10 protein-coding genes and 2 pseudogenes are annotated in these 26302 nt (G+C 72.4%); 5 read left to right on the top strand and 7 right to left on the bottom strand.

Annotated elements, in window-relative coordinates:
• Window positions 1-3 precede the first annotated feature (3 nt).
• From AC0HI0_RS05155 to AC0HI0_RS05135, 5 genes and pseudogenes are all read left to right on the top strand, one after another.
• Complete coding sequence (locus tag AC0HI0_RS05155) at window positions 4-18561, top strand: non-ribosomal peptide synthase/polyketide synthase (protein WP_480931081.1); 18558 nt, start codon at window positions 4-6, stop codon at window positions 18559-18561.
• Window positions 18558-19781, top strand: a complete 1224-nt coding sequence (locus AC0HI0_RS05150; RefSeq protein ID WP_480931080.1) for an MFS transporter — start codon at window positions 18558-18560, stop codon at window positions 19779-19781. Before AC0HI0_RS05155 ends, AC0HI0_RS05150 begins: the two co-directional genes overlap by 4 nt.
• Window positions 19771-19962, top strand: a complete 192-nt coding sequence (locus AC0HI0_RS05145; RefSeq protein WP_015100671.1) for an MbtH family protein — start codon at window positions 19771-19773, stop codon at window positions 19960-19962. Before AC0HI0_RS05150 ends, AC0HI0_RS05145 begins: the two co-directional genes overlap by 11 nt.
• Window positions 19963-20196: 234 nt before the next feature.
• Window positions 20197-20397, top strand: a pseudogene (locus tag AC0HI0_RS05140) (hypothetical protein); the annotation flags it as partial.
• A 25-nt stretch (window positions 20398-20422) separates the two neighbouring features.
• Window positions 20423-20713, top strand: a complete 291-nt coding sequence (locus tag AC0HI0_RS05135; protein WP_480931079.1) for a carboxylesterase family protein — start codon at window positions 20423-20425, stop codon at window positions 20711-20713.
• Window positions 20714-20729: 16 nt separating this feature from the next.
• Here the strand turns inward: AC0HI0_RS05135 and AC0HI0_RS05130 are convergent, their stop codons facing one another.
• From AC0HI0_RS05130 to AC0HI0_RS05100, 7 genes and pseudogenes are all read right to left on the bottom strand, one after another.
• A complete protein-coding gene (locus AC0HI0_RS05130) occupies window positions 20730-21953 on the bottom strand; it encodes an MFS transporter (protein WP_480931078.1) in 1224 nt (407 codons plus the stop codon).
• Between the two features lie 42 nt (window positions 21954-21995).
• A pseudogene (locus AC0HI0_RS05125) lies at window positions 21996-22264 on the bottom strand (IS982 family transposase); the annotation flags it as partial.
• 241 nt (window positions 22265-22505) lie between these two features.
• Window positions 22506-23003 carry a hypothetical protein gene (locus AC0HI0_RS05120; protein WP_480931077.1) on the bottom strand — a complete coding sequence of 166 codons (498 nt, stop codon included), beginning with the start codon at window positions 23001-23003 and terminating at the stop codon, window positions 22506-22508.
• Between the two features lie 216 nt (window positions 23004-23219).
• Entirely contained in the window at window positions 23220-23741 is a 522-nt protein-coding gene (locus AC0HI0_RS05115) for a flavin reductase family protein (RefSeq protein WP_480931076.1), read from the bottom strand.
• Window positions 23738-25000, bottom strand: a complete 1263-nt coding sequence (locus tag AC0HI0_RS05110; protein ID WP_480931075.1) for a cation:proton antiporter — start codon at window positions 24998-25000, stop codon at window positions 23738-23740. The genes AC0HI0_RS05115 and AC0HI0_RS05110 overlap by 4 nt, the downstream gene beginning before the upstream one ends.
• 115 nt (window positions 25001-25115) lie before the next feature.
• Window positions 25116-26060: an ATP-binding cassette domain-containing protein gene (locus tag AC0HI0_RS05105; protein ID WP_480931074.1), complete on the bottom strand. Its 945-nt coding sequence runs from the start codon at window positions 26058-26060 to the stop codon at window positions 25116-25118.
• Window positions 26060-26287: an MbtH family protein gene (locus AC0HI0_RS05100; RefSeq protein WP_480931073.1), complete on the bottom strand. Its 228-nt coding sequence runs from the start codon at window positions 26285-26287 to the stop codon at window positions 26060-26062. Before AC0HI0_RS05100 ends, AC0HI0_RS05105 begins: the two co-directional genes overlap by 1 nt.
• Window positions 26288-26302 lie beyond the last annotated feature (15 nt).

Genomic DNA, 26302 nt, shown 5'->3' with positions numbered 1-26302 from the left:
GCCATGACCACGTCCAAGGAAAGCCGCATCTCCGCACTGCCCGCCCACCTGCGGGACCGTCTGCGGTCCCGGCTGTCCGGGAACGCCGCGCCCGCCGAGACGATCCCCGCGGTGCCGCGCACCGGGCCGCTGCCGCTGTCGGCGGGCCAGCAGCGGCTGTGGTTCCTCGACCAGTTCCAGCCCGGTGACACCGAGTACAACAGCGCGCTGGCGTTGCGGCTGCGGGGCGTGCCCGACCTGACGCTGCTGACCGGTGTCCTGCGCGAGTTGGTGCGCCGGCACGAGTCGCTGCGCACCACGTTCACCGAGGTCGACGGGCAACCGGTGCAGGTCGTGCACGAGGACCTGCACTTGGAGGTCCCCGTCGTGGACGCCGGCGACCTCGACGGCGCACTGCGCGCCGAGGTCGAGCGGCCGTTCGACCTCGCGCACGGGCCGTTGTTCCGGGCTGTCGTCCTGCGGATCGCCGACGACGACCACGTGCTGCTGTTGACGTCGCACCACATCGTGGTCGACGGCTGGTCGCTGGGGGTGCTGGGCGTCGAACTCGGCGCGCTCTACCGGGGCGAGGCGCTGCCCCCGCCCGCGTTGCAGTACGCGGATTTCGCGGTGTGGCAGCGCGCGCAGCCGGTGAAGGTGGACTACTGGCGCGACCGGCTGACCGACGTCCAGCCACTGGAGCTGCCGACCGACCGGCCGCGCCCGGCGGAGCGCACCACCGCCGGCGCGACGCACGAGTTCACCGTGCCCGCCGGGCTCGCCGCCCGGCTCGCGCAACTGGCCCGTGATCACGAGACCACGCTGTTCACCGCGCTGCTCACGGCCTGCCAGACGCTCCTGGCCCGCTACACCGGCCAGGACGACATCGCGCTGGGCACGGTGACCAGCGGGCGTGGACGCCCGGAACTGCAACGACTCGTCGGCTTCTTCGTCGGCACCGTCGTCGTGCGGTCCACTGTGGACACCTCGCGGACGTACGAGGAGCTGCTGGAGTCGACCAAGACCGACGCGCTGGACGCGTTCGCGCACGACGACGTGCCGTTCGACCGCGTGGTGGAAGCCGTTGCCGCGCAACGCGACCCGAGCCGGTCGCCGCTGTTCGACGTGATGGTGGCGATGCAGAACGTGGGCGGCGCGTTACCCGAGCTGCCCGGCCTGGAGGTCGGGGAGCACCCGCTCACCCGGCGGCGCGCCAACTTCGACCTGAGCGTCGACTTCACCGAGACCGGCGACGGCATCCACGCCCTGGTCGAGTACGCGACGGACCTGTTCGACCCGGCCACCGTCGAGCGGTTCGGCCGCCACCTGCTGATCCTGCTGGCCCGGGTGGTCGCGGAACCGCGCCGGCCGCTGGCCGAGGTGTCGCTGCTGCTCGGCGACGAACCCGACGCGCACGGCGTCGAGCTGGACGTGCCGGACACGACGTTCCCGGCGCTGTTCCGCGCACAGGCCGCCCGCACGCCCGACGCGACCGCGGTGGTGTGCGACGGTGTCCGGCTCACGTTCGCCGAGGTCGAGGCACGGGCGAACCGGCTGGCCCGGCGGCTGGTCGCGGACGGCGTCACGGCCGAGCAGGTGGTGGCGATCTCGTTGCCCCGCAGCGTGGACGCGGTGGTGGCGATCCTCGGCGTGATGACCGCCGGCGCGGTGTACCTGCCGGTCGACCCGAGCCTGCCGGAGTCCCGCAAAGCCCACCTGGTCGGTGATTCCGGCGCGGTGCGGGTGATCGACGGGCCGTTGGACACCGACGGGATGCCGTCGACGCCGCCCGAGGTCGCCCTGCGCTCCGACCACGCGGCGTACGTGATCTACACGTCCGGTTCCACCGGCAAGCCCAAGGGCGTGGTGATCGAGCACCGCCACCTGGTGAACCTGCTGCACAACCACCGCGACGACTTCGCCTCCGGGCACCTGCGGGCCGCGCTGACGGCGGTGTTCTCGTTCGACACGTCGTGGGAGGGCCTGGTGCTCATGGCCGACGGCCACGAGCTGCACGTGCTCACCGACGAGGTCCGGCTGGAGCCGGGCGAGCTGGTCCGGTACGTCCAGGAGCACCGGATCGACTTCCTCGACCTGACCCCGTCCTACGTCCAGCAGCTCCTGCCCGCCGGGCTGCTCGACGGCGCGCACAAGCCGAAGTTCCTGATGCTGGGCGGCGAAGCGCTCGGCGCTTCGCTGTGGCGGGAGCTGGCGAGCGCGCCGACCGAGGCGTTCAACTTCTACGGCCCCACCGAGACCACGGTGGACGCGGCGTCCTCCCCCGTGGTCGGCGACCGGCCGGTCATCGGCCGCCCCCTGCGCAACCTCGCGCTGTACATGCTGGACGCCAACCTCCAGCCCCAGCCGGTGGGCGTGCCCGGTGAGCTGTTCATCGCCGGGGCTCAGGTCGCGCGCGGCTACCTGAACCGGCCGGGCCTCACCGCGTCCCGGTTCCTGGCCGACCCGTTCGGCCCGCCGGGTTCGCGCATGTACCGCACCGGCGACCGCGTCCGGTGGGTCGGCGACCAGGTCGAGTACCTGGGCCGGACCGACGACCAGGTCAAGATCCGCGGGTTCCGGATCGAGCCGGGCGAGGTGGAGGCGGCGCTGCTGAGCCACCCGGACGTCGCGGAGGCCGCCGTCGTCGCGCGCACCGACAACGGGCACGCGAGGCTGGTCGGCTACGTCGTCACGGCCGGCCCGGTGGAGCTGCGCGAGCACCTGCGCCGACTGCTGCCGGACTACCAGATCCCGGCGGCGTTCGTGGAGCTGGACCGGATCCCGTTGACCCCCAACGGGAAGCTGGACCGGGCCGCGCTGCCCGCCCCGAAGGCCAGGGGTGACGAGGACTTCGTCGCGCCGTCGAGTCCGGCCGAGGCCGAGCTGGCCCGGATCTGGGCCGAGGTGCTGGGCGCGGAGCGGGTCGGCGTGCACGACAACTTCTTCACCCTCGGCGGCGACTCGATCCTGTCCATCCAGCTGGTGTCCCGCGCGCGGCAGGCCGGGTTCCGGCTCACCTCGCGGGACGTGTTCCGGCACCAGACCGTCGCCGAACTCGCGCTGGTGTCGGCGAGCACGCCGGAGGCCGAGCCGGTGCGGGTGTTCGCCGGTCCGGCACCGCTGACGCCCATCCAGCGATGGTTCTTCGCCGAGCACGGACCGTTGGCGCACTTCACGATGACGCTGTTGGTCGAGTTGGCGCCCGAGGTCGAGGAAGCGCTGCTGCGGGCGGCTCTGCGGACCGTCGTCACCCATCACGACGCGTTGCGGCTGCGGTTCCGCGAGGTCGACGGGCAGTGGACGCAGGACGTCACGCCGGTCGAGGACGACGTGCTCGGTGTCGGGTCCGATGTGGACGTCGAGGTCGCCGCCGCCCGGCAGCGCCTGGACATCACGGACGGGCCGTTGCTGCGCGCCGTGTTCTTCCCCGGTGAGCGGCCGAAGCTGCTGGTGACCGTGCACCACCTGGCGGTGGACGGCGTCTCGTGGCGGATCTTGTTGGAGGACTTGGAGAAGGCGTACCGGGGCGTCGCGCTGGAGCCGGTCGGCACGTCGTTCACGCAGTGGGCGCACCGGCTGGCCGAGCACGTCCGGTCCGGTGCCCTGGACGATGCGCTGCCGCACTGGCGTTCCCTGCCCGAGCCGGTTGCCCTGCCGGTGGACCGGGACGGCCTCAACACGGCGGCGTCGGCTCGGACCGTGTCGGTGCGGCTCGACCCCGAGACGACCGACGCCGTGCTGCACCAGGTGCCCCCGGTGTACCGGACGCAGGTCAACGACGTGCTCCTGAGCGCGTTGGGGCGGGTGCTGGCCGAGTGGACCGGGCAGGCCGCGGTCTCCGTGGCGCTGGAGGGCCACGGGCGCGAGGAGCTGTTCGACGCCGACCTGTCCCGCACGGTGGGCTGGTTCACGACGCAGTTCCCGGTCGTCCTCCCGACCTCGGACGAGTGGGATCGCACGCTCAAGGCGGTCAAGGAAGCGCTGCGGGCGGTGCCGCACAAGGGGTTGAGCTACGAGGCGTTGGACGTCGGCGGCGGGCTGCCCCCGATCTCGTTCAACTACCACGGCCGGTTCGAGGTCGCGGACGGTGGTTTCTTCCGCGCACGTCAGGATTCCGCCGGCGACGACCTCGCCCCCGACCAGCGGCGCAGCCACCTGATCGACGTCACGGGCCTGGTCGAGCACGGCGAGCTTCGGCTGACGTGGGAGTACTCGGAGAACGTGCACGACGGCGAGACCGTGCGCCGGCTCGCCGAACGGATGCTGGAGGCGCTGCGGGAGATCGTGGCGCACTGCGCGTCACCGGAGGCGGGCGGCCACACCCCGTCGGACTTCCCGCTGGCACGGCTCACCCAGGAACAGGTCGACCGCATCGCAGGCCCCGACGTCGAGGACGTCTACCCGCTCACGCCGTTGCAGGCCGGGATGGTGTTCCACAGCCTGGTCGAGCCCGGCGCGTACGTCGACCGGATGCGTCTGGTGCTCGACGGCGTCACCGACGCGGACGCGCTGTTCGAGGCGTGGCAACGGGTCGTGGACCGGACCCCGGTGTTGCGCAGCAGCATCGTGTGGGACGGCGTGGCCGAGCCCGTCCAGGTGGTGCACCGCAACGCCACGCTGACTTCCGGCGGGGAACTCGACCTCGGTGTCGCGCCGTTGCTGCGCGTGCGGGTCACGCAACTGTCCGAAGACCGCGTGGAGCTGGTGTGGTCCTCGCACCACGTGATCCTCGACGGCTGGAGCACCGGCCAGGTGTTCAGCGAGGTCTTGGAGCACTACCGGGCCATCACGACCGGGCAGCCCGCGCGGTTGCCCACCAGGCGACCGTTCCGCGACTACCTGCGGTGGCTGGCCGACCAGGAGGGCACCGAGACCTACTGGCGCACCGCGCTTTCCGACGTCGACGGGCCGACTCCGCTGCCGTTCGACCGGCCGCCCGCCGAGGCGCACCGGGCGGAAGCCTCCGAGTCCGTGCGGATCAGCGCCGACCTCGGTGACGCGCCGCAGCGCGCGGGGCTCACCGTCAACACGGTCGTGCAGGGTGCCTGGGCGATGTTGCTGGCCAGGGTGTCCGGCGAACGCGAGGTCGTGTTCGGCAGCACCGTGTCCGGCCGCCCGGCGGAACTGCCGGGCGTGGAGTCCATGGTCGGGATGCTCATCAACACCGTCCCCACCAGGGTTTCGGTCGACGCCGCGGCCCAGGTCGGCGGGTGGCTGCGCGATCTGCAGGCCGCGCAGGGCGAAGCCCGCCGCTACGACCACACGTCCCTGGCCGAGATCCAGTCGTGGGCCGGCACCCGGTTGTTCGACAGCGTGATCGTCTTCGAGAACTACCCGTTCGACCAGGCCGGCGACGGGCCCCGGGTGGTCGAGATCGACGCGGTGGACAACACGACCCTGCCGCTCACGCTCACCGCGTCCGTCACCGACCGGCTCAACCTCGAACTCGCCTACGACCCGGACCTGTTCGACCGCGCTACCGCCGAACGGCTCGTCGGCTGGCTCGGCGACCTGGTCTCGGCGGTCGTCCGCGACACCGACGCCCGGATCGCCGACCTGCCGTGGCTGTCGCCGCAGGACGAGAACCGGGTTCTGGTGGCGTGGAACAACACCGCGCTCGACACCCCGGACGTCCTCTACCCCCGGGTGTTCGCCGAGCAGGCGGGCCGGACGCCCGACGCGACCGCGCTGGTGTTCCAGGGTGAGAGCTGCACGTTCGCCGAACTCGACGCCCGCGCCAACCGGTTGGCACACCACCTGATCGATCAAGGAGCAGGCCCCGAGCGCACGGTGGCCGTGCGGCTGGGCCGGTCCGCCGACCTCGTCGTAGCGGTCCTGGCGGTGCTCAAGGCCGGTGCGGTGTACCTGCCGGTCGACCCCGAGCTGCCCGCCGAGCGGATCGACTTCCTGCTGGCCGACGCCGATCCCGCGCTGGTGCTGGACGCGCTGCCCGACGTGACCGGCCTGCCCGACACCGCTCCCCCGGTGGCACTGCGGCCCGAGCACGCGGCGTACGTCATCTACACGTCCGGTTCCACCGGTCGGCCCAAGGGCGTCGTGGTGGAGCACGGGCAGCTCGCGAACCTGTTCTACGCCAACCGGCACGACCTCATGGACGCGCCCACCAGGTTCGCGGTCACCGCGACGTTCTCGTTCGACACGTCGTGGGAGGGCCTGCTGTACCTGGCCGCCGGCAGCGAGTTGCACGTCATCGACGACGAACTCCGCCTCGACCCGGCCGCGCTGGTCGACTACATCACCGCGCACGGCATCGGCACCGTCGACCTGACGCCGACCTACGCGCACCGGCTGATCGGCGCCGGGCTGCTGGACTCCGGCGTCCGACAGGTCCTGGTCGGTGGCGAGGCCGTGGACGCCGCGCTGTGGCGGCACCTCGCGGACTCCTCGGTGACGGGCTTCAACTACTACGGCCCCACCGAGACCACGGTGGACGCGGTGTCGACCGAGATCGTCGGCGACCGGCCGGTGATCGGCCGGCCCCTGCACAACGTCCGGGCGTACGTGCTGGACGGCGAACTCCGGCCGGTGCCGCCCGGCGTGGTCGGCGAGCTGTTCGTCGCCGGGGCGCAGGTCGCGCGCGGGTACCTGGGACGTGCGAGCCTGACCGCGCAACGGTTCCTGCCCGACCCGTTCGGCGCTCCCGGCCGGCGCATGTACCGGACCGGCGACCGCGTCCGGTGGGTCGACGGGCGGCTGGAGTACCTGGGCCGCGCGGACGACCAGGTCAAGATCCGGGGGTTCCGGATCGAGCCCGGCGAGGTCGAGGCCGCGCTGCGGGCCGTGCCCGGCGTGCGGGATTCCGTCGTCGTGGTGCGCGACAAGCGGCTCATCGGCTACGTCACCGGCAGTCCGGAAGGCGATCCTCGGGCCGTGCTGGGCGCGACGCTGCCGGACTACCTGGTGCCGTCGGCGGTGGTCACGCTGGACGCCTTCCCGTTGTCCCCCAGCGGGAAGGTCGACCGCCGGGCGCTGCCGGAGCCGGAGTTCACCGGCGGGTTCACCGCGCCGCGCACGGACGCCGAGCGGATCGTGGCCGAGGTGTGGGCCGAGGTGCTGGGCGTGCCCAGGGTCGGCGCGGACGACAACTTCTTCGCGCTCGGCGGCGATTCCATCCTGAGCATCAACGTGACGTCGCGGCTGCGCGCCGCTTTCGGCGCGCAGTTGTCGCCGAGGGCGTTGTTCCAGCACCCCACGGTGTCCGGGCTGGCGACGGCGATCTCCGGTGAGTCGCCGGTCGAGGCGATCCCGGCGGTGACGCGCGACTTGGCCGCGTGGCCGCAGTCCCCGGCCCAGCGCCGGTTGTGGTTCCTCGACCAGTTCGAACCCGGTGGCACGGAGTACGTGACGCCGACCGCGCTGCGGCTGCGGGGACCTCTGGACGTCGAGGCGCTGCGCCGTGCGGTGAGCGGCCTGATCGACCGCCACGAGTCGTTGCGCACGACGTTCGACGAGGACGTGCAGGTCGTCAACGCGCCCTTCGCGGTCGCGTTGGCGGTCGAGCACGGCCCGTGGGAGGCGGTGCTGCGCCAGGAGGCGGGCACCCCGTTCGACCTGCGTCGCGGGCCTCTCCTGCGGGCCCGGCTGGTCCGGGTCGCCGACGACGACCACGTGTTCGTGCTGACCCTGCACCACATCATCACCGACGGCTGGTCGACCGGTGTGCTGATGCGCGACCTCGCCGCCCTCTACTCGGGCGACGAGCTGCCGCCGTTGGCCGTCCAGTACGTCGACTTCACGGCGTGGCGACAGGATCCGCCCGTCGAGTACTGGTCGTCGCGCCTGGCCGACGTGCCGCCGCTGGAACTGCCGACCGACCGACCGCGACCGGCGGTCCGGACCGGGGCGGGCGCGATGCACTCGTTCACCATCCCGGCCGAGGTCGCGCACGGGCTGCGGGACTTGGCCCGGCACCACGGCGACACGTTGTTCACGACGCTCGTCGCGGCGTGCCAGGTGTTGCTGGCCCGCTACACCGGCCAGGACGACATCGCGGTCGGCACGGCGGTGTCGGGCCGTGGTCGCGCCGAACTGGACGACGTGGTCGGCCTGTTCGTCAACACCGTCGTCCTCAGGTCCACTGTGGACACCGGGCTCCCGTTCGCCGATTTCCTGGGCGAGGTCCGGACCGCCGTGCAGGACGGGTTCGCCCACCAGGACGTGCCGTTCGAGCGGGTCGTGGAAGCGGTCCGGCCGGACCGCGACCCCAGCCGCAACGCCCTGTTCGACGTGATGGTCCTGGTGCAGAACACCGGGACCGAGGTTCCCGGACTGCCGGGCCTCCAGGTGGCCGAGCTGCCGCTGCCGCTGTCCACGGCGACGTGCGACCTCACCTTCGAGTTCGGCGAGGCGGACGGCGAGCTGCACGGCGCGGTCGAGTACAGCACCGACCTGTTCGACGTCGGCACGGTCGACCGGATGGCCCGACACCTGGTGGCGCTGCTCACCGCGATCACCGCCGACCCCCACCTGCCGACCGCCGCGATCCCGTTGACGCTGGGCGACGAACCCGACGGCCGGGGCGTGCGGCGGGAGGTGCCGGACACGACGTTCCCGGCGCTGTTCGAAGCGCAGGCCGTCCGCACTCCGGACGCGACCGCGCTGGTGTACGGCGACACGCGCTTGACCTACGCCGAGGTCGACGCGCGGGCGAACCGCCTGGCCCACCACCTCGTCGAGCGCGGCGCGGGCCCGGAGCGCACGGTCGCGGTGATGCTGCCGCGCTCGGCCGACGTGATCGTGGCGATCCTCGCCGTGCACAAGGCCGCAGCGGTGTACCTGCCGATCGACCGGCACCTTCCGGTCGACCGCGTGCAGTTCCTGTTGCAGGACGCGGAACCCGCGCTGGTGCTCGACTCGTGGCCGGACCTGGCGGGCCTGCCGGACACCCGCCCCGACGCGCGGATCCGCCCGGACCACGCGGCGTACGTGATCTACACGTCCGGTTCCACCGGCAAGCCCAAGGGTGTCGTGGTGGAACACCGGCAGCTGGTGAACCTGCTGCACAACCACCGCCACGACTTCGCCACCGAGCCGCTGCGGGTCGCGTTGTCGGCCGTGTTCTCGTTCGACACCTCGTGGGAGGGCCCGCTGCTCATGGCGGACGGGCACGAACTGCACGTGCTTCCCGACGACGTGCGGCTGGAGCCGACCGCGCTGGTGGACTACGTGCGCGAGCACCGGATCGACTTCCTCGACCTCACGCCGTCCTACGTGCGGCAGCTCCTGCCGGCCGGCCTGCTCGACGGCGAGCACAAGCCCAAGATCCTCATGCTCGGCGGCGAAGCCCTGCCCGAATCCCTGTGGCAGGAGCTGGCCGACGCGCCCACCAGGGCGTACAACTTCTACGGCCCCACCGAAACCACGGTCGACGCGGTTTCCACGCCCGTGGCCGGCGACCGGCCGGTGATCGGCCGCCCGCTGGACAACCTGGTCGCGTACGTGCTCGACGACCGGCTGCGGCCCACGCCGACCGGCGTTCCCGGCGGGCTCTACCTCGCCGGCGCGCAGGTTGCCCGGGGTTACCTGAACCGGCCCGGCCTGACCGCGTCCCGGTTCCTGGCCGACCCGTTCGGCGAGCCAGGGTCCCGCATGTACCGGACCGGCGACCGCGTCCGGTGGGTCGGCGACCAGCTCGACTACCTGGGCCGCGACGACGACCAGGTCAAGATCCGCGGGTTCCGGATCGAACTCGGCGAGGTCGAGGCCGCGTTGCAGCAGCACCCCGACGTCGGGCAGGCCGTCGTCGTGGCGCGGGAGCACAACGGGCACAACAGGCTCGTCGCCTACACCGTCGGCACGGCGGCCGATCTCGCCGGCTGGCTCAAGGACCGGCTGCCGGACTACCTGGTGCCGTCGGCCTTCGTGCCGCTGGACTCGATCCCGATGACCTCCAGCGGCAAGGTGGACCGGCGGGCGCTGCCCGCGCCGACCTTCACCGACGCCGGGTACGTCACCCCGGCCGATGGGGTCGCGGCGGACCTGGCTGCCATCTGGGCCGAGGTGCTGGGCGTCGACCGGGTCGGCGCGCGGGACAACTTCTTCGCGCTGGGCGGCGACTCGATCCTGAGCATGCAGGTGGTCTCCCGGGCGCGGCAGGCCGGGATGCGGTTGACCTCCAAGGACATCTTCCTGCGGCAGACCGTGGCCGATCTCGCGCTCGCCGTCACCGAGGACACCGGCACCGCGTACGTGGCGCCCACCGGGCCCGCGCCGCTCACCCCGATCCAGAAGTGGTTCTTCACCGAGCACGGTCCGCTGTCGCACTTCACGATGTCGGTGTTCACCGATCTCGACCACGTCGACGTCCCTGCGCTGCGGGCCGCTCTGCACAAGGTCGTTGCACACCACGACGCCTTGCGCACCCGCTTCACCGTCGTCGACGGGCAGTGGCGGCAACAGGTCGCGGACGGCGAGGTCGACGTGCTGCGCGTCGCATCCACTGTGGACTACGAGGCCGAGGCCCACCTCGCCCGCGCCGGGCTGGACCTCAGGCGCGGGCCGCTGCTCCAGGCGGTGCTGTTCCCGGGCGGCAAGCTCTTCCTGACCGCGCACCACCTCGTGGTGGACGCGGTGTCGTGGCGGATCGTCCTGGACGACCTCGCCACCGCCTACCGGGGCGGGGACCTCGGGCCGAAGTCCACCGCGTTCGCCGACTGGGCGCACCGGCTGGACGCGCACGTCCGGGAGGGCGCGTTCGACCGGTCGCTGCTGCACTGGATGGCGACGCAGACCGACGAGCCCATCCCGACGACGGCGGGCAGCGCGCGCAGCGTCACCGTGCGGCTGGGCAAGGCCGAGACGGACGCCCTGCTGCACCGGGTGCCCGAGGCGTACCGGACGCAGGTCAACGACGTCCTGCTGGCCGCGTTGACCTCCGCGTTCGCCGGTCACGCCCTGGTCACCCTGGAAGGCCACGGCCGGGAGGAGCTGTTCGACGTCGACCTGTCCCGCACCGTCGGCTGGTTCACGGCGCAGTTCCCGGTCGAGCTGGAGATCACGCCCGGAGACTGGGGTTCCGCGCTCAAGTCGGTGAAGGAGCAGCTGCGGGCCGTGCCGGACCGGGGGCTGAGCTACGAGGCGCTGCGGTACGCCGACCGCGGGCTGACCGGCCGGCTGCCCCGCGTGTGCTTCAACTACCTGGGGCAGTTCGAATCCGGCTCGATCAGCGACGCCGAGCACGGCCGTGAGGTGCCCGACGACCTGATCCGACCGCACCTGCTGGACATCACCGCCGCCGTGGCGGACGGGGAACTCGCGCTGGACTGGGAGTACTCCACCGAGGTGCACGACGAGTCGGCCGTCCGGGCGCTGGCGGACCGGATGGTGGACGCGCTGCGCGAGATCGTCGCGCACTGCGCGTCGCCGGACGCCTGGGGGCGCACGCCCTCCGACTTCCCGCTGGCCCGGCTCGACCAGGCCCAGGTGGACCGGATCGCCCGGCCGGACGTCGAGGACGTCTACCCGCTCACGCCATTGCAGGCAGGTATGTTGTTCCACAGCCTGGTGGACGACAGCACCGCGTACTTCAACCAACTCCGCGTCCGCCTGTCCAATGTGGACTCGGCCGAGCGGCTGGCACGGGCTTGGCAGCGGGTGGTCGACCGCACGCCGATCCTGCGCACGGCCGTGGTGTGGGAAGGGGTGGACGAGCCGCTCCAGGTCGTGCGCCGCGATGTCGTCGTGCCGGTGGAGTACGCGCCGGTCACCGACGACCTCGTCGCCCGCGACGCGCGGACCGGCCTCGACCTCACGCGGGCACCGCTGATGCGGTTGACGATCGGGCGGGTGTCCGACCACGAGGTCGACCTGCTCTGGACGTCGCACCACCTGCTGCTCGACGGCTGGAGCACCGCGCAGGTGTTCGGCGAGGTGCTGGCCGAGTACGTGGGTGGCACCCCGGTCGCGCGCCGACCGTTCCGGGACTACCTGGAGTGGCTGGCGGCGCAGGACCCGGTAGCGGCGGAGGGCCATTGGCGCGGTGTGCTCTCCGGGGTCACCGATCGCACTCCCCTGCCCTACGACCGCCCGCCCGCCGACGCGCACCGGGCCGAGTCGACGGCGCGGGTCGCGCTGGATCTCCCCGCCGAGCGGCTCGCGGAAGTGGCGCGGGCCAACGGGTTGACGGTCAACACGCTGGTGCAGGGCGCCTGGGCGTTGTTGCTGGCCCGGGTTTCCGGTGAGCGCGATGTCGTGTTCGGCACGACGGTGTCCGGGCGGCCGGCCGAACTTCCCGGCGTGGAGGACATGGTCGGCATGTTCATCAACACCGTGCCCACCAGGGTCTCGGTGGACCCGCAGGACGACGTGGTGTCGTGGCTGCGCCGCTTGCAGGAGACGCAGACGGACTCGCGGCGGTTCGACTTCGTGTCGCTGGCGCAGGTGCAGTCCTGGTTCGGCGGGCCGCTGTTCGACAGCCTGCTGGCGTTCGAGAACTACCCGGTCGAGGCCGCGTCGGATGACGCGCCGCAGGTCGGCGAGGTCGATGGGTTGGACACCACGACGTTCCCGCTGACCGTCCGCGCGCACGTCGACGATGAACTGCACGTCGAACTCACCTACGACCCGCGCCTGTTCGACGGCACGACGATCGAACTCCTCGGCGACCGGTTGAGCCGACTGCTGGTTGGTCTCGGCGACGACCCGCACCGCACGGTCGGCGAGCTGCCGTGGCTGTCGGACGAGGAGCGGCACCAGGTGCTGGTGGAGTGGAACGGGCAGGGTTCCAGCAAACCCACCTCGACCATCCCGGCCTTGTTCGCCGCGCAGGCCGCGCGCACGCCGGACGCCGGTGCCGTCACGTTCGAGGGCACCACGCTGACCTACCGCGAGCTGGACGAGCGTGCGAACCGGTTGGCGCACCACCTGGTCGCACGAGGTGCCGGGCCGGAGCGTTTCGTGGCGCTGGTGTTGCCCCGGAGCGCCGACCTGGTCGTGGCGGTGTTGGCCGTGGTGAAGACGGGTGCGGCGTACCTGCCGATCGACCCGGCGTACCCGGCGGACCGGATTCTCGGCATGATCGCGGACGCCGAACCGGTCGTGGTGCTCGACGCACTGCCCGACGTGTCCGGACTTCCCGCGACCGCACCGGAAACGGCGTTGCGCCCGGAGCACCCGGCCTACGTGATCTACACCTCGGGTTCGACCGGGAAGCCGAAGGGCGTGGTGATCCCGCACAGCAATGTCGAGCGGCTGTTCTCGGCGACCGATCACTGGTTCGGGTTCGGCGAGAACGACGTGTGGACGCTGTTCCACAGCTACGCGTTCGACTTCTCGGTGTGGGAGCTGTGGGGGCCGCTGCTGCACGGCGGACGGCTCGTCGTGGTGCCCTTCGAGATCTCGCGCTCCCCCGCCGACTTCGCCCGACTCCTGCGCGACGAAGGCGTCACCGTGCTCAACCAGACGCCGTCGGCGTTCTACCAGTTGCTGCCCGAACAGCCCGACGCCCGCTACGTGATCTTCGGCGGCGAGGCGTTGGACCTGAACAAGGTCAAGGACTGGCAGGGCAGCGGCGCGCTGGTCAACATGTACGGCATCACCGAGACGACGGTGCACGTCACGCACACCGAGGCGGACGGCACCATCGGCGTCCCGATCCCGGACCTGCGGGTCTACGTGCTGGACGACGACCTGCGGCCCGTGCCGCCCGGCGTGACCGGCGAGATGCACGTGGCGGGCGCGGGACTGGCCCGGGGCTACCTGAACCGGCCCGGGCTGACCGCGTCGCGGTTCGTCGCGAACCCGTTCGGCGAGCCCGGTTCCCGGATGTACCGGACCGGCGACCTGGCGCGCTGGGAGGACGGCAGGCTGCACTACCTGGGCCGGGCCGACCACCAGGTGAAGATCCGCGGCTTCCGGATCGAACTCGGCGAGATCGAGGCCGTGCTGGCGGAGTTCCCGTCCGTGCGACAGGTCGCCGTGGTGGTGCGGGACGAGCGGCTGGTGGCCTACCTCGTCGCGGACGAGGTCTCCGTGGCGGACCTGCGGGACCACGCGGCGCGGTCGTTGCCGGAGCACATGGTGCCGGGCGCGTACGTCGCGCTGGACCGGTTGCCGCTCAACGCCAACGGCAAGCTCGACCAGAAGGCGCTGCCCGCCCCGGAACGCGCCGCGTCCGTGGGCGACGGGTACGTGGCTCCGCGCACGGAGGCCGAACGGCTGGTCGCCAACGTGTGGGCGGACGTGCTGGGCCTGGCGCGGGTCGGCGCGGAGGACAACTTCTTCGCGCTGGGCGGCGATTCCATCCTGAGCATCCGGGTGGCGTCGCGGTTGCGCGAGACGTTCGACCTCTCGCCGCGCGCGCTGTTCGACCACCCCACGGTCGCCGGGCTGGCCGCCGCGTTGACCGGTGGCACGCTCGCGCCCATCCCGCGCGTCAGCGGCGACTTCCCGCTTTCGTTCGCACAGCAGCGCTTGTGGTTCCTCGACCAGTTCTCGCCGGGCGGCACGGAGTACGTGACGCCGTTCGCGGTGCGCTTGGGCGGGGAACTCGACGTACCGCGGCTGGAGCGCGCGTTGTCGGCGCTGGTGGCACGGCACGAATCGCTGCGCACGACGTTCCCCGCCGTCGACGGGCTGCCCGTGCAGGTGGTGCACCCGCCGTACGAGGTGCGGCTTCCGGTGCTGGACGCGATGCCGGAGATCGAGCCGTTCGACCTGGGCGCGGGACCGCTGTTCCGGCCGGCGCTGGTGCGGACCGGGCCGGACGAGCACGTGCTCGCGCTGACCATGCACCACATCGTCACCGACGGCTGGTCGGGCGGCGTGCTGATGACCGACCTCGCCGAGCTGTACACGGGTGGCACGCTGCCCGAACTCCCGGTGCGGTACGTGGACTTCGCGGCGTGGCAACGGGAACTGCCGCTGGACGAGCACCTCTCGTACTGGCGCGACCAGTTGGCCGGCGTGCCGGCGCTCGAACTGCCCGTCGACCGGCCACGGCCGCCCGTGCACACCAACTCCGGCGCGCAGCTGGAGTTCCCGGTGTCCAGCCGGGTGGCCAACGCCCTGCGGGACATCGCGCGCCGCAACGACAGCACGCTGTTCATGACGCTGGTGGCGGCCTGCCAGGTGTTGTTCCACCGCTGGTCGGGGCAGGACGATTTCGCCATCGGCACGGTCGCGGCAGGTCGGGAACGGCCCGAGTTCGACCGGATGGTCGGGTTCTTCGTCAACACGCTGACGCTGCGGGCCCGGATCGACCCGCTGGCGACGTTCCCCGCGTTCCTGGGGCAGGTGCGGGGCACCGTGCTGGACGCGTTCGCGCACCAGGACGTGCCGTTCGAACGCGTGGTGGACGCCGTGCAGCCCGACCGCGACACCAGTCGCACACCGCTGTTCCAGGCCGTGGTGGCGTTGCAGAACGCACCGCAGGCGGCCGGGTTCGCCGGGCTGGCGGCCTCCGACGTCGACCAGCCGGTGGTCTCCACCGGGTTCGACGTGACCGTCGAGTTCACCGAACTGGACGGCGGCGGCCTGGCCGGGGCGATCGAGTACAACACCGACCTGTTCGACGCGGTGACCGCGACCCGGCTGGCGCTGCACCTGGGCGTGCTGCTGGACGGCATCGCCGCAGACGCCGATCGTCCGCTGTGGACGCTCCCGGTGCTGCCGGACGTCGAGCGCGCGGCGGTGCGGCGGTTCGGCTCCGGCCGGGCGCCCGCCCCGTTCGCGACCTTCGCGGGGCTGTTCGAGGCGCAGGCCCGACGCACGCCCGACGCGCTCGCGCTGGTCGGCGCGGAGCAGTCGACCTACGCGGAGCTGAACTCGGCGGCGAACCGGTTGGCGCACCACCTGATCGCCGAGGGGGCGGGGCCGGAGCGGATCGTCGCGGTCCAGCTGCCCAGGTCGGCCGGGCTGGTGGTGGCCGAACTGGCGGTGGCCAAGGCCGGTGCGGCGTTCCTGCCGGTGGACCCGGCGTACCCGGCCGAGCGGATCGCGTTCATGCTCGACGACGCGAAGCCACTGCTGGTGCTGGACGGACCGGTGGACGTCTCGGGCCGACCCGCGACCGATCCCGTCGTCGCGGTCCAGGAGGACCACCCGGCGTACGTGATCTACACCTCCGGTTCGACCGGCCGGCCCAAGGGCGTCGTGGTGTCCCACCGGGGTGTCGCCGCGTTCTCGGCGGCCGAGATCGCGCACCTCGACGTGCGGCCCGGCGACCGGGTGCTCCAGTTCTCCTCCCCCAGCTTCGACGCCTCGGTGCTGGAGCTGTGCCTGGCGCTGCCCGCCGGGGCCGCGCTGGTCGTCCCGCCGGAGGGGCCGTTGCTGGGCGACCAGCTCGCGGAGGTGATCGCCGGACAGCGCGTCACGCACGCGCTGATCCCGCCGGTCGCGCTGGCGACGCTGCCGGACGTGCCGCTCCCGGAGTTCCGGACGCTGGTCGTGGGCGGTGACGCGTGCTCGGCCGACCTGGTGGCCAAGTGGGCGCCCGGGCGACGGATGGTCAACGCCTACGGCCCCACGGAGTCGACGGTCGTCACGTCGTGGAGTTCGGCGTTGACGCCCGGTGGCGCGCCGCCGATCGGCCGGCCGATCCCTGGCACCCGCGCCCACGTGCTCGACGCGTCGTTGCAGCCGGTGCCGATCGGCGTGCCCGGCGAGCTGTACGTGGCGGGCGTCGGCCTGGCGCGCGGCTACCTCGACCGGCCCGGCCTGACCGCGTCGCGGTTCCTGGCCGACCCGTTCGACGGTGGCCGGATGTACCGGACCGGCGACGTCGTTCGCTGGAACCGCGAGGGTGACCTGGAGTTCGTCGGCCGGGCCGACGAGCAGGTCAAGATCCGCGGGTTCCGGATCGAACTCGGCGAGATCGAGACCGCGCTGCTGCGGCACTCCGACGTGCGCGAGGCCGTGGTGGTCGCGCGTGCCGACGCGGGCGGCCACAAGCGGCTGGTCGCGTACGTGGTCGGCGCGGTGGACAAGCTGCGGGACTTCCTCGGCGAGACGATGCCGGACTACCTGGTGCCCTCGCTGTTCGTGCCGGTGGACGCGATCCCGGTCAGCCCCAACGGGAAGGTCGACCGGGCCCGGCTGCCGGAACCGGACTTCTCGGCGCTGTCGGCGGTCGGGTACGTGCCACCGGACGGCCCGGTGGAGGAGGCGCTGGCCGCCGTGTGGGCGGACGTGCTGGGTGTGCCGCGCGTGGGCGCGGCGGACAACTTCTTCGGCCTGGGCGGCGATTCCATCCTGAGCATGCAGGTGGTCGCACGGGCCCGGCAGGCCGGGCTCCGCTTCACCACCAAGGAGCTGTTCCAGCACCAGACGGTCGCGCAGCTCGCGCCCGTGGTGCGCGTGGAGGAGGCCGCCGGCGACCAGGCGGCGGTGGTCGGCGCGGTGCCGTTGACCCCGATCCAGCACTGGTTCCTGCACTCCGGGCGGCGCAACCCGCACCACTTCAACCAGTCGCACTTCGTGGAACTCGACCCCGCCGTGGACGTCGACCGGCTGCGCCGGGCGCTCAACGCGCTGATGGCCCAGCACGACGCGCTGCGGATGAGGTTCACCCTGGTCGACGGCCGGTGGCAGCAGGACAACGCCGACGTGTCGGACGTGGACGTGCTCACCGTGGTGTCCGATGTGGATGGTGAGGCCGAGCGCGAGGCGTACGCGGACCGGGTGCACGCCGGGTTCGACATCGGCGAGGGCCCGCTGTTCAAGGCGGTGCTGTTCACCGACCCGGAACACCCCCGGCTGCTCCTGGTCGGCCACCACCTGGTGGTGGACGGCGTGTCGTGGCGGATCGTCCTGGACGACCTCGAAACCGCCTACAACGGCGGGGACCTGGGCGCCAAGACGACCTCGTTCCAAGCCTGGGCGCGCCGGCTGGCCGGCCACGTCGAGGAGGGCGGGTTCGACGCCGAGGTCGCCTACTGGGACAAGCCGTTGCCGGAGCGGGAGAAGTCGTCCGCGCCCGCCGAGGTGGTGACCGTCGAGCTGTCCGAGGACGACACGGAGGCGTTGCTGCGCGGCGCTCCCGCCGCCTACCGGACGCGGATCAACGACGTGCTGCTGGCGGCGCTGGCGTGGTCGCTGTCGCGGTGGACCGGCTCGTCCACGGTGTCGGTCGACCTCGAAGGCCACGGCCGGGAGGACCTGTTCGACGACGTGGACCTGTCCCGCACGGTCGGCTGGTTCACCACGGTCTACCCGGTGGAGCTGGAAGTGCCGGACGGCGACTGGCGCTCCCGCGTCAAGGCCGTGCGGCGGCAGTTGCGAACCGTGCCGGGCAACGGGATCGGGTACGGGGCGTTGCGCCAGCACGGCCGGGTCGCCGGCGGTGGCGTGCCGGTGGTGGCGTTCAACTACCTGGGGCAGTTCGACTCGGGATCGGAGGAATCAGGTTTGTACCGCGCGGTGTTGCCGTCCATCGGGCACGAGCACGACCCGGCGGACCAGGGTGAGCACCTGATCGACGTGGTCGGCGAGGCCGGCGGCGGACGACTCGGGTTCTCCTGGTACTACCACCCCGACGTGCACTCGCCGGACGTGCTGCGGGAAGTCGTCGCCGACTTCGGGCTCGCGCTGCGCGCGATCGCCGAGGACTGCCGGGGTGCGGTGTGACCGTCTCGTTGGCGCGCAACCGGAACTACACGTTGCTGTGGGGCGGGCAGGCGCTCGCCGAGGTCGGGTTCTCGGCCTCGATGATCGCGCTCCCGCTGCTGGTGCTGGGGATCACCGGTTCACCGGTCGCCTCCGGCCTGGTGCTGACCGTGGACGCCACGGCGCAGCTGGTCGCGGGCGTGCCCGCCGGTGTGCTGGTGGACCGGTGGGACCGGCGGAAGATCATGCTGGCGTGCGAGGCCGCGCAGGCGGTCGCGCTGGCGTCGCTGGTGATCGCGTTGATCGTGAGCGTGCCGTCGTTCCTGCACATGGCGGCGGTGGCGGCGGTGCTCGGCGTGTGCCGGGCGCTGTTCGAACCCGCCGAGGACGCGTGCCTGCCCCGGCTGGTGCCGGACGAGCAGTTGGCGACGGCGGTGGCGATGAACGCGGCGCGGTCCTCGATGGGCCAGGCGGTCGGCACCACGCTGGGCGGCGCGCTGTTCGCCGTCACGCGGTGGCTGCCGTTCCTGCTGGACCTGGTCACGCACTGCCTGGCGTTCGTGGCCCTGGTGTTTCTGCGGGTGCCGCCCCGGGAACCCGTCGTGAGCCGACCGCACTTCGTCCGGCAGATGGGTGACGGGCTGAAATGGGTGTGGCAGCGGCGGGAGATCCGGGTCACGGCGCTGTGCGCAGTCGTGCTGAACCTGTTCTTCACCGCGTTCTACCTGGTGGTCATCGTGCTGGCGGAGGCACGTGGCGTGTCGTCGGCGATGATCGGCGTGATGGCCGCCATGCTCGGCGTCGGCGGTGTGGTGGGCGCGCTGATCGCCCCGTGGCTGCACCGCGTGCTGGGCGCGCACGTGTCGATCGCGTCGGTGTTCTGGGCGTTGACGCTGTTGACGCCCGTCGCCTACTTCGTTTCCGACGGTTTCGTGATGGGCGGGTTGTTCGCGCTCATGACGTTGTTGGCACCCACCGCGAACACCACGATCTCGACGCACCAACTGCTGCTGACCCCCGACGAGCTGCGGGGTCGGATGAGCGGCGTGCTGTCGGTGGTGGTGGGCGCGGCGGGTGCGCTGGGGCCCGCCCTGGGCGGGTTGCTGGTCGAGTACGTCTCCGCAGACCAAGCCGTTGTGGTCTGCGCGGTGGGGATCGCCGTGGTTACCGCGTTCGTGACGGTCAGTCCGACCTTGCGGCGCTATTCAGTCGATCAGAAAGGTGTTTCCGATGAGGTCTGACATCGCCTACCAGGTGCTGGTCAACGACGAGGGCCAGTACTCGCTGTGGCCGGCCCACCAGCCGGTCCCGGCGGGCTGGGTCGCGGACGGCAAGACCGGCACCCTCGACGAGTGCTCCGCCCACGTCGACGAGGTGTGGACCGACATGCGCCCGAAGTCCCTGCGGGACGCGATGGCCTGACCCGCGCGGTGGCCCGTGCCGGACACCTCCCGACACGGGCCACCGGCTACTCACCCGGCCGGACATGGCTCTGTCAAAGGGAATCACAGCCTCTCGCGCTGCGGCCCGACGGCGATCTTCATCGTGCGGGAAGGGTTGCCCGACGACGTGACGGGGCGGGAGGCAGACCGGTGGAACCTCGGCGGCCCGCACTGTTCGTGCTGACAGGCTTGGTGGCCGGTCCGGCGCACAGCACTGCGGACTAGCGAAACACCGTCGTACGAAACGAAACGGGAGTCGTGCGCGGCGCGGCGAACGCGGAAACCACCACGTTCCAAGCCATCCCGTACGCAGCTCCGACGAGGATTCCTGCACCTCGACGTCCTTCGCCACCCGGGGCCGCCGGGCTCCGGCACGTTCGGCCTGGCCGACCAGCAGGCCGCGCTGTCCTGGGTGCGACGCAACATCGCGGCGTTCGGCGGTGATCAGCGCGGTGTTGTACCACCACGAGTTCGCCGACCCCGAGGCCCCGACGCCGGGCGAGCCGCGAATGCCGATGGGCGCGCACCACTCCTCGGAGCTGTGGTCGCTGTTCGCGCTCGGGGGCCGCACCCCGCCGTTCACCCCGGAGCAGCGGCACCTGTCGGTGCGGATGATCGACTACTGGACGAGGTTCGCGGCGACCGGAGTTCCCGCCCCCGGCGACGGCGGGATCGGCCCGGTCGACTTGGCGGCGCGGCACCACTGCGACTTCTGGGCCGGGCTCGGCTGACCTCCCGGCACGGGTCTCAGCGGGTTCGCGGCACCGCGCGGCGCATGGTCCGGACGTCCTCGACGCCGAGGACCGCCGCGGTGGACCCGACGATGACGGCCGCCCCGGCGGTCAACGTCGCCGTGACGCCCACCGCGTCGGACACCGGGCCTGCCACGACATAGCCCAGCGGCATGAACGCCAACCCGAAGAGCAGGTCGTAGGACGAGACCCGGCCGAGCCGGTCGGCGGGCACGCGTTCCTGCATGACGGTGGTGAACGAGACGGAGAAGATCTCGACCCCGATCCCCGCCACCGCCGCGCAGCCGACCAGCACCGGCACCGGGGCCTCCAGCGCGAACCCGACCAGCGGCGCGACCTTGGTCAGGGTCGCGAAGGAGGCGACCAGGAGCGGCCGCTCCGGGGACCACCACAGCACGGCGAACGCCCCGGCGACGAGCCCGACCGCCAAGCCGGCGGCCACCAGACCCCAGGCCACCGGGCCGCCGAGCACCCGGTCGGCGACGACCGGGCCGAGGAGCTGGAAACCCCCGACCCACACCATGTTGACCAGCCCGTACTGCACGACGATCGCCCACAGCCACCGCCGGGACCGGAACTCCCGCCACCCGTCGCGGAGGTCGCCGACGAAGTCCACGGCCGGGCGTGGCGTCAGCGGGAGGCGCAACGTGCCCAGCAGGACCGCCGCGCCCAGGAACGTCACCGCGTCCCACGCGATCGCCCAGGCCGCGCCGACCGCCGCCACCGCGATGCCGCCCAGCGCGGGGCCGAGGATCCGGACGGTGTTGAGGCTGATCCGCAGCAGCGCGTTCGCCCGGTGCAACTGGTGCGCGGGCACGGTCTGCGGCACGACGCCCTGCGAGGCGGGCCCGAAGAAGGCCGTCGCGGTGCCGGTGACCGCTGCCAGGACGGCCAACAGGCCCACCGTCGGCCGGCCCCACAGCAGGAGCGCGGCGGTGGCTCCCTGCCCGAGCGCGGACACCGCGTTGGCCGCCACCATGACCCGGCCGCGCGGCAGCCGGTCCGCGACCACGCCGCCGACGACCAGGAACACCAGTTGGGGCGCGATGCCGGCGGCCAGCACGATCCCCAGGTCGGTCGCCGAGCCGGTCAGGTCCAGCACCGCGAACGCCAGGGCGACCGGGGCCGCCGTCGATCCGAGGCTCGACACCAGCCTGCCCAGGAACACGACCCGAAACGGCCGTTCGCACAGCGGGCTCAAGCCCGCGCCGGGGATCATGGGGCGCGAGGCTAGCCGGGGTTCGGCCTCGGCCGCGTCGCCTTAGGTGATTGAGTCCGAGGGTTGGTGGTCGTAGGCGGTCAGGGAGCGCTTGACCGGGGTGGCCGGTGTGGTCGTCGTGCCGGATGGCGGCGGTCAGGGCCTGGATGCGTCGCGGGACCCGGACGGCGGCCCCGGCGGGTGCGTCCGCCGTGTCGTTCGAGGTCGGGTTGTGCCTTGAAGGTCCGGTCGACGGACCCGACAGTCCGGCGCGGTGGTCCGAACGGCCGCGCGCCGGGCCGTGGCCGGGTCGGCGTGCGGGCGTGCCGCAACCAGCGGGCCTTGGAGGTAGACCCGAGCAGCGCCCGCACCACCGCCAGGATCACCGGCCCCGCACCGGTCAACCGAGGTCGGATGCCGACCCTCGGACGCCACGGGGACAGGTGCGGCCTTCAGCAGGTCGCCGGTCCTGACGTGGAGTGCGGACGAGGGGGTGCGAATCACCGGTCGTCACGACCCGCACGACGACACCCTCACCCCATCTCCAGGTACCTACCCCTTGGAATCAATCATCTAGACCGGCAGGGGTTCGGTGATCTCCAGACCCGCGTCGACGGCGGCGACGAGCAGTTCGGTCTGGGTCGGTGCATGGGTCGCCGACCACGTGCGCAGCGCGCCCAGGAAGCCCGTCAGGTCGCGTTGCGCCTGTCTCAGCATCCCCGGCAGGGCCTGTCTGGCCACGTCGACGTGCGGGCCCTCGCGGCCCTCCGTCGGCCAGACGCGCACCACGTCCTCCCCCACGTACTCGACCCACGGGCCCGGCCCCAGGTCGATCTCCGCGCGGTACAGGGCCGCCAGCCAGCCGCGCCAGGCGAACAGGTCGGTGCCCGGCCCCGGCTCGACGCGGGTGCCGTCGTCGTGCAGCAGGAGGCCGCCGGGGGCGTACAGGGTGTCGAAGCCGATCAGTTCGCGGACCGCCTCGTCGGTGGTGCCCGCGTTCGAGCCGCCGCCGACGACGTACAGGGCGCACAGCGCGCTGCCCACGTCCTCCTCGCCGGAGGAGGCGTCCAAGCGGAGCCACGTCCCGTCCGGGGCGGCGACCGGCCAGAGGGCGAATTCCCCACCGGGTGGCCCGATTCTGCACATCACTGGCGAGAAATACGGCACTGTACCGAGGCTAGCGCCGTGATCGCCCCGGCGGAGTGCTCCGCCGGGGCGATCGTCGGACTGCGAGTGGCCGACTACGAGTGGCGGCCCGGGGTTGCACGGGCCGGGTGCGCGGACGGGCTAACGGCCGTCGACGGGCTTGTCCGACTGCCACACCTGGTACTCGCGCAGGCCGTAGAGCAGCGGCAGGTGTCCGGATTCCTGCGCCACCTGGAACGCCTCGCCGAACACCACCGTGTGGTCGCCGACCGGCTCGGTCCGGCTGACCCGGCAGTCGGCGACCGCGTGCGCGTCCCGCACCAGGTGCGGGCCGGCCGCGCCGGCGGGCTGCCGCCACGGGATCGCGTCGAACCGGTCCGGTGCGCCGGAGGCGAACAGCTCGGCCACCGGGCGGGCGTCGCCGTGCAGGAAGTTCACCGCGAACGTGCCGCAGGCCAGCACCGCCTCCAGCGTGGGGCTGCCGTTGCGCAGGCACACCAGCAGGGTCGGCGGCGACAGCGTCACGCTGCACACCGACGACACCGTCATGCCGCGCGGCGCGCCGTCCGGCGCGGTCGTGGTGATGATCGCGACACCGGTCGGGAAGTGGGACATCAGGGTGCGGAAATCGGCAACCGGGATGACGGGGAGCGACTGGGTCATGGCGTACCGCCTGGCAGGTCGGGAACGAGCTGTCGGGGCGCCGCGGCGTCGACGCGCGCGCGGCGTTCGATCAGGGACAACAGGGGGCCGGTCATCGCGGTGGTCACCAGGGCCATCACCACCAGGGCCAGGAAGAGCTGCACGGACAGCAGTCCGGCGCTGTACCCGGCCTGGAGCACCACGATCTCGGTCAGGCCCCGGGTGTTCATCAGCACGCCGACGGTCAGCGCGGTGCGCCGGTCCTGGCGGCCGATCCGGGCGCCCAGGTAGCCGCCGCCGATCTTGCCGACGATCGCGAGCCCCACCGCGATCAGGATGGCGGCCCACGGCACGGCCGCGCGCGGCGCGTTCGCCACGCCGATGCCCGCGACCACGAAGAACACCGGCACCAGCAGCCGTCCGACGTTCATCACCGGCCGCACGATCGCCGTCCACGGCCCGGCGGGCAGCGCCAGCCCGACCACGAACGCGCCGAACACCGCCGTCAGGCCCCAGTGCTCGAACTGGAAGGCGAACAGCAGGGCGGCGGCCGAGACGGCGAGCCCGGTCGACTTGGGGAAGCGCTCCGCGGCGGCCATCGGGGCCCGGCCACGCAGCAGGATGCGGCCGACCACGGTCACCGCGACGCCGAGCACGAGCAGCACCAGCGAGACCAGCACGCCGCCGGAGATGCCGACCGCGACGACCAGCAGCACCCACGCGGCGGAGTCGGTGACCACGGCGGCGGCCATCGCGAGCTTGCCCGACGGGGTGTCCACCATCCGCCGGTCTTCCAGGATCCGCGCCAGCACCGGCACGGCGGTCACGCTCAGCGCCACCGCGACCATCAGCACCAGGGCGGGCGCGGACGCGGTGCCGCGCACGTCGGGATCGGCGGCCAGCAGCACCCAGGCGGCCATCCCCAGGCCCGCCAGCAGCGCCGGGACGAACGAGCCGGCGGTCACCCAGCCCACGGCCTTCGCGCCCAGCCCGGCCTCGCCGTGCCGCAGTTCGTGCGCCACGCCGACCAGGAACAGCACCAGGCCGATCTGGCCGATCGTCTTGAGGGGGCCCGCCACGTCGGCGGGCAGCACCTGCGCGAGCCCGGTCGGCCCGCCGACCGCGAGCACGGCGGGGACGACCAGGATGCCCGCGAGGATCTCGCCGACCACTTCGGGCTGGCGCGTGGCGCGCGCCGCCAGCCTGCCCAGGTACGCGGCGACCAGGACCACCGCGAGGACCGCGCCCACGTGGCCGGCCAGGATCAGGAGGTCGCTCATGCCCGTGCCCCCCGCTGTCCGCTGCGGGGCCGATGCCTGCTCATGGACAGCGCGCGGCTGCCCGCGAAGTTCTGCGTGCGGTAGGGCACGGCGGTTCCTTCCTGTTCTGTGGTCCTTACTGGTCCGTCGGGTGTCCGACGAGGTTGAAGAACACGTCGTCCAGGGTCGGTCGGCGCAGCGAGAAGTCGGCCACGTCGACTCCGGCATCCCGAAGGGCGACCGCCGCTGTGGCGATGCCGTCCATACCGTCCTTCAATTGCAGCTTGACGAGACCCCGGGTGGCGTCGGCGGTGGGCGCGTCGATGGCCAGCGGCCCGAGGACGGACAGCGCGTCGGGCACCCGGTCGGGCAGCGCGACGGCGACCTCCAGCCACTCCTGGCCGACCTTGCGCTTGAGCTCGTCGGGGGTGCCGTCCGCGATGACCTGCCCCGCCGCGATGACCACGATCTGGTCGGCCAGGTAGTCGGCCTCCTCCAGGTACTGGGTGGTCAGCAGCACGGTCACGCCGTCGGCCACCAGCCCGCGCACGGTGTTCCACAGCGACTGGCGGCTGGCCGGGTCCAGGCCGGTGGTGGGCTCGTCCAGGAACAGCACCTGCGGGTTGCCGACCAGGCAGCTGGCCAGGTCCAGCCGGCGGCGCATCCCGCCGGAGTAGGTGCCCACCGGGCGGTCGCCCGCCGCGACCAGGTCGAACCGCTCCAGCAGCTCCTGCGCCCGTTTGCGCGCCCCCGCACCGCCCAGGTGCAGCAACCGGCCCAGCAGGACCAGGTTCTCCCGGCCGGTGAGCAGTTCGTCCACCGCGGCGTTCTGGCCCGCCAGTCCGATCCGGCGGCGCACCTCGCGCGGGTGCTTCACCACGTCGAACCCGGCGACCTTGGCCGTGCCGCCGTCGGGCACCAGCAGGGTCGCCATCACCCGGACGGCGGTGGTCTTGCCCGCGCCGTTGGGGCCCAGCACGCCGAGCACGGAACCGGTCCGCACGGTCAGGTCGATGCCGCGCAGCGCCTCGGTCTTGTCATAGGTCTTGCGCAGGCCGGAGACTTCGATCGCGAGGTCCATCAGCTCGCCTTGCTCTCGTTGCGCTCGTGGGCCTCACGCAGGCTGCGCGGACGCATGTCGGTCCAGTTGTCCTCCACATAGGACAGTGCGGCGTCCCGCGTGGTCTCTTCCAGCGCCACGGTCCACCCGGCGGGCACGCGGGCGAACGCGGGCCACAGGCAGTGCTGGCCCTCGTCGTTCACCAGCACGAGAAACCGGCCGTCCTGATCGTCAAAGGGGTTCGTCACTTCGGTTCTCCGTAC

Source organism: Saccharothrix sp. NBAS 001 (genome assembly GCF_056640475.1).
This window is presented reverse-complemented; position numbering and strand designations above follow the sequence as displayed.

What these genes read in the sequence shown, in the direction of transcription:
- AC0HI0_RS05130 (WP_480931078.1), bottom strand. Translation starts at nt 21,953, where the DNA reads ATGATCCCCGGCGCGGGCTTGAGCCCGCTGTGCGAACGGCCGTTTCGG.
- AC0HI0_RS05110 (WP_480931075.1), bottom strand. Translation starts at nt 25,000, where the DNA reads ATGAGCGACCTCCTGATCCTGGCCGGCCACGTGGGCGCGGTCCTCGCG.
- AC0HI0_RS05115 (WP_480931076.1), bottom strand. Translation starts at nt 23,741, where the DNA reads ATGACCCAGTCGCTCCCCGTCATCCCGGTTGCCGATTTCCGCACCCTG.
- AC0HI0_RS05155 (WP_480931081.1), top strand. Translation starts at nt 4, where the DNA reads ATGACCACGTCCAAGGAAAGCCGCATCTCCGCACTGCCCGCCCACCTG.
- AC0HI0_RS05145 (WP_015100671.1), top strand. Translation starts at nt 19,771, where the DNA reads ATGAGGTCTGACATCGCCTACCAGGTGCTGGTCAACGACGAGGGCCAG.
- AC0HI0_RS05105 (WP_480931074.1), bottom strand. Translation starts at nt 26,060, where the DNA reads ATGGACCTCGCGATCGAAGTCTCCGGCCTGCGCAAGACCTATGACAAG.